The following is a 4208-nucleotide window of genomic DNA, read 5'->3' on the forward strand; positions in this document are numbered from 1 at the left end:
AACAGGAAAACTCCCGGATTGTCTCTTCTGTTTCGGCTGATCGTTTTTATACTCTCCTTTTGTATAGGAAATAATGGCATCTGTAGCTTTATCTATCCCGTCATAATACCGGCCATCACGGAATTCAGGTTTAATTTCATTCTCAATGATCCTCTTAGTTATGGCATCCGGCAGCGCTCCCTCCACACCGTAGCCAGTCTGGATAGTTACTTTTCTGTCGGCCAGGGCCACCAGGAGTAGAACACCATTGTTGTTTTTTCCACCGCCGATGCCCCAGCTCTGAGCCAGTCGCGCACCGTAGTCGGCAATATCATAAGCACCGACAGACTTCATGAGCACCACCGCAATCTGTGTGCTTGTAGAATCATCGAAAGCAACCAGTTTATGTTCCAGTTGACCTGCTTCCGCTTCCGAAAGCGTGCCTGTGTAGTCGTTTACAAGCCTGTCAGGCTTCGGCGGAAACTCCTGCGCGAAAGCAGAAAAGAGGAAGATGTAAAATGATGTGATTAAAAGAACTGATTTTTTCAAAATGTTTTGGTTTTAAGCAGCATCAGGCTACATGTACGATATCTCGTCAGGCAACTCATTCTTATCCCCGTCAAAGTGAGGGAAATATTGCTTAAGCTTTTCCCCTGCCATGGTGATGCCTGTCACAAGTCCTTCTGCCATTTGTCCGTCCCTGAATTTTTGAAGCATTGCCGCTTTTGTGGCGTCCCAGAAATCTCCCGGAACCACTTCGTTAATGCCCTTATCGCCAATAATTGCAAATTTATGGTCTTCAGTGGCGATATAAATCAAAACACCGTTTCTCAGGGCAGTTTTATCCATCCCGATCTTAAGGAAATAATTAGCGGCTATGTCAAGAGGATCGCCTTCACATTTTTTTTGTGCGCAGATCCTGATTTCGCCGGAGGTATTCTTCTCTGCGTTTTCGATCGCGATCCTGATATCTTCCTGTTCCTGTTCTGAAAAAAGTGCCATGACTGATGGGATTGGCTGTTATTTATTAGCGTTGGCTACGTGCCTGAACTGTTTTTTAACTGATAGAGAGGGATTTGGTTTCCTCTTTTCTTAAATATTGTGGAACAATACACAGAGCCGGCATATTTTATTTGCCGGCTCTGTGCTACGTGATTAGAATTCAACTTTTGGAGCCTTTTCCGAACCTGCCTCGGCCTGGAAATATCCCTTTTTCTCAAACCCGAACATCCCTGCCGTCAGGTTATTAGGGAAGGAACGTATCTTCGAGTTATACTGTTGGGTAACCTCGTTAAACTTCTGTCTTTCGACTGTGATCCTGTTTTCCGTTCCCTCAAGCTGAGCCTGTAATTCCTGGAAATTGGCATTAGCCTTTAATTCAGGATAGTTTTCTGTAACAGAAAGTAAGCGGCCGAGGGCGGTGCTTAGTTCTCCCTGAGCGCTCTGGAATTTCTGGATATTCTCAGGAGTTAATTTATCAGGATCAACCGTGATCGATGTCGCTTTTGCCCTTGCTTCAGCTACCTGTGTCAGCGTTTCTTTCTCGAAGTTAGCAGCTCCCTTCACTGTGCTGACCAGGTTCGGGATCAGATCAGAGCGGCGTTGATAAACATTCTGCACCTGTGCCCATTGTGCCTGCACCTGTTCATCCAGTTTGACCATACCATTATAATCGCATGAGGAAAAAGAAAAAACAGCCAGTAAGCCGGCGATTGTATACAAGATTCGTTTCATATTCTAAATAAAAGTTAAAACTTTTTCAATTTACATCTTAGATTTCAAATTTCATACCTTTGTTACTGTCCGGGATAAAAACCCGGCATTTTTTTATGATAAAAGAAATTGAGATCGTGCTTCTGCCGCACGAAACAGCCGATAGCTCAGCGCTCTTCAAACACGCCTCAGATGCTCTGAGAATAACACAAACACGAATCCAAAACGTTAAAGTCCTCAAGCGCTCCATTGATGCTCGGGGAAGAAAAGTGGTCTACCGGCTTAAAGTGGAGGTATATATTGACCAGGAAGCGCAACCTGAAATTTTTTCAGTTAATTATCCCAATGTCAGCGACAAAAAGCCCGTTTTGATAGTCGGCGCCGGTCCCGCAGGTCTTTTTGCGGCTCTCCGGTGTGTCGAGTGCGGCCTTAGGCCGGTTGTCCTCGAAAGAGGAAAAGATGTCCGGCAAAGACGTCGCGACCTGGCTGCGATTAACCGCGAGGGGATGATCAATCCTGAATCGAATTACTGCTTTGGTGAAGGGGGAGCAGGGACCTATTCTGATGGTAAACTGTATACCAGGTCCAATAAGAGGGGAGACGTGCAGTATGTTCTGAAAACATTTGTAGCGCATGGCGCTGATGAAGATATCCTGATCGACGCACGTCCTCATATTGGGACAAACAAGCTGCCGCACATCATCACAGCCATGCGGGAGAGTATCCTGAACGCAGGCGGAGAGGTACATTTTGATTGCAAGGTAACAGAATTGCTGATCACCTCAGGAAAGATCCGCGGAGTGAAGACGGCAGATGGAAATACGTTTGAAGCAGAATCTGTGATCCTTGCTACAGGGCATTCTGCCCGTGATGTTTTTCACTTAATGCGCCGTCAGAGTTTACTTGTGGAATCCAAGCCATTTGCATTAGGGGTGCGTATAGAGCATCCGCAAAGTGTGATCGACCAGGCTCAGTATCATTGTTCGGTGCGCGATGCACATCTTCCGCCTTCCTATTATAGCCTGGTAGAGCAGGTGGACAAGAGAGGTGTGTTTTCATTTTGCATGTGCCCGGGGGGAATTATTGCTCCCTGTGCGACCGATTTCAATGAGATAGTCGTGAACGGCTGGTCGCCTTCAAAGCGCAATAATCCTTATGCAAATTCAGGGACGGTAGTTCAAATTACTCTTGATGATGTGACTAGCCCCGGGGATCCTTTCAGCCTTCTTGATTTTCAGGCTGAGGTGGAACGTAAGGCGTGGATGGCAGGCGGTGGCGCTCTTGTTGCGCCTGCGCAGCGAATGGTAGATTTTGTGAATGGAAAGCTGTCGGTTGATCTTCCGGTGAATTCCTATCTGCCAGGTACCAGGAGCGCAGAGCTCCGTGAGGTTTTACCTGATGTGGTTTACAGCAGGCTTAAGCGGGCTCTCCCTGTATTTGGTAAAAAGATGAAAGGCTACTTTACCAATGAAGCAATCCTGGTTGGTGTAGAATCCAGGACCTCTTCACCGGTAAGGATTCCCCGTGACCGTGAATCCCTTCAGCATCCCCAGGCTCAGGGACTGTTTCCCTGCGGGGAAGGGGCCGGTTATGCTGGAGGAATCGTTTCAGCAGCCATTGATGGCATGAATTGTGCTGATGCTGTAGTGAAAATGTTATTATGAAAACAGTAGGCGACGTCATTCATACAGAGATCGAAACCGTTGTGAACGGTTATCCCTGGTATGGCAGTTCCGTGAGAGAAATTCTAAGCCAGGTTGATGTAAGGGTAGTTTCCGAACGTGTGGGCAACGCTCACTCAATTAAAGAAATTCTGCTCCATATGACAGCCTGGACGGAAGAGGTGACTGCCCGGCTCAGGGGGAACGTAGCTTCAGATCCCGAAAGGGGCGACTGGCCGGATCCTTCCGGCTATTCCTGGCCAGACCTGACGGGACTGTTTCAGGAAGCTCATTCAGAACTCAAACAAGCAATTGCAGAGCTCAGAGAAGATCAATGGGACACTTTTGTGTCGTATGAAGAGGATGAAAATCCTCTGATCACTTTCAGACAAACATTAACCGGACTGGGCCAGCATCATACCTATCATCTTGGCCAGATCGCGATATTAAATAAGCAGTTATCAAAAACGGAACGACTATGAAGAAGACACTTGTAATTGGAGCCACGCCAGACCCCAGTCGTTATGCCTATCTTGCAGCAAATAAACTGGTGCGGTACGGACATGAAATTGTAAACGTAGGAATTAAAAGGGGAGAAGTGGCAGGTGTGCCAATTGAAAAACCGGAGGCTGTACATGACGACATAGACACGATCACCATGTATGTCGGTACCCGTAATCAGAAGCCTCTCTATGATTATATATTAGATACAAAGCCAAAGAGGATTATCTTCAACCCCGGGACAGAGAATCCCGAACTCGAATCCATGGCACGTCAGCGCGGTATCGAAACGGTGGAAGGCTGTACCCTGGTGATGCTATCGACGGGAGAGTTTTAGTGAAGGAGGGGGGATTC

General features: G+C 47.1%; 6 protein-coding genes. 3 read left to right on the plus strand and 3 right to left on the minus strand.

Annotation, left to right across the window (positions count from 1 at the left end; all coding sequences use genetic code 11):
* From DDR33_RS23810 to DDR33_RS23820, 3 genes are all read right to left on the minus strand, one after another.
* The coding region (locus DDR33_RS23810; RefSeq protein WP_238387933.1) for a TPM domain-containing protein at nt 1–528 on the minus strand (528 nt) is incomplete at its 3' end.
* A 27-nt stretch (nt 529–555) separates the two neighbouring features.
* The gene (locus DDR33_RS23815) at nt 556–981 is read right to left on the minus strand and encodes a TPM domain-containing protein (RefSeq protein ID WP_109418310.1); all 426 of its coding nucleotides are present in this window, start codon (nt 979–981) and stop codon (nt 556–558) included.
* A gap of 153 nt (nt 982–1134) precedes the next feature.
* The gene (locus tag DDR33_RS23820; protein WP_109418311.1) at nt 1135–1713 is read right to left on the minus strand and encodes a LemA family protein; all 579 of its coding nucleotides are present in this window, start codon (nt 1711–1713) and stop codon (nt 1135–1137) included.
* A gap of 95 nt (nt 1714–1808) precedes the next feature.
* On the opposite strand from DDR33_RS23820, the gene DDR33_RS23825 reads away from it, so the two are divergent.
* Genes DDR33_RS23825 through DDR33_RS23835 form a run of 3 tightly spaced genes read left to right on the plus strand, consistent with a single transcriptional unit; the run spans nt 1809 to nt 4191 of the window.
* Nucleotides 1809–3356 (plus strand): NAD(P)/FAD-dependent oxidoreductase, encoded by a 1548-nt coding sequence (locus DDR33_RS23825; protein WP_109418312.1) that lies wholly within the window; start codon nt 1809–1811, stop codon nt 3354–3356.
* A complete protein-coding gene (locus DDR33_RS23830; RefSeq protein ID WP_109418313.1) occupies nt 3353–3835 on the plus strand; it encodes a DinB family protein in 483 nt (160 codons plus the stop codon). The genes DDR33_RS23825 and DDR33_RS23830 overlap by 4 nt, the downstream gene beginning before the upstream one ends.
* Entirely contained in the window at nt 3832–4191 is a 360-nt protein-coding gene (locus tag DDR33_RS23835) for a CoA-binding protein (RefSeq protein WP_109418314.1), read from the plus strand. The genes DDR33_RS23830 and DDR33_RS23835 overlap by 4 nt, the downstream gene beginning before the upstream one ends.
* Nucleotides 4192–4208: the final 17 nt, after the last annotated feature.

The organism is Pararcticibacter amylolyticus, assembly GCF_003130405.1.
GTDB classification, from domain to species: domain Bacteria; phylum Bacteroidota; class Bacteroidia; order Sphingobacteriales; family Sphingobacteriaceae; genus Arcticibacter; species Arcticibacter amylolyticus.

Bases quoted from the DNA above. Each gene is read 5' to 3' on its own strand.
- DDR33_RS23815 (WP_109418310.1), bottom strand. From the start codon at position 981: ATGGCACTTTTTTCAGAACAGGAACAGGAAGATATCAGGATCGCGATC.
- DDR33_RS23820 (WP_109418311.1), bottom strand. From the start codon at position 1,713: ATGAAACGAATCTTGTATACAATCGCCGGCTTACTGGCTGTTTTTTCT.
- DDR33_RS23825 (WP_109418312.1), top strand. From the start codon at position 1,809: ATGATAAAAGAAATTGAGATCGTGCTTCTGCCGCACGAAACAGCCGAT.
- DDR33_RS23830 (WP_109418313.1), top strand. From the start codon at position 3,353: ATGAAAACAGTAGGCGACGTCATTCATACAGAGATCGAAACCGTTGTG.
- DDR33_RS23835 (WP_109418314.1), top strand. From the start codon at position 3,832: ATGAAGAAGACACTTGTAATTGGAGCCACGCCAGACCCCAGTCGTTAT.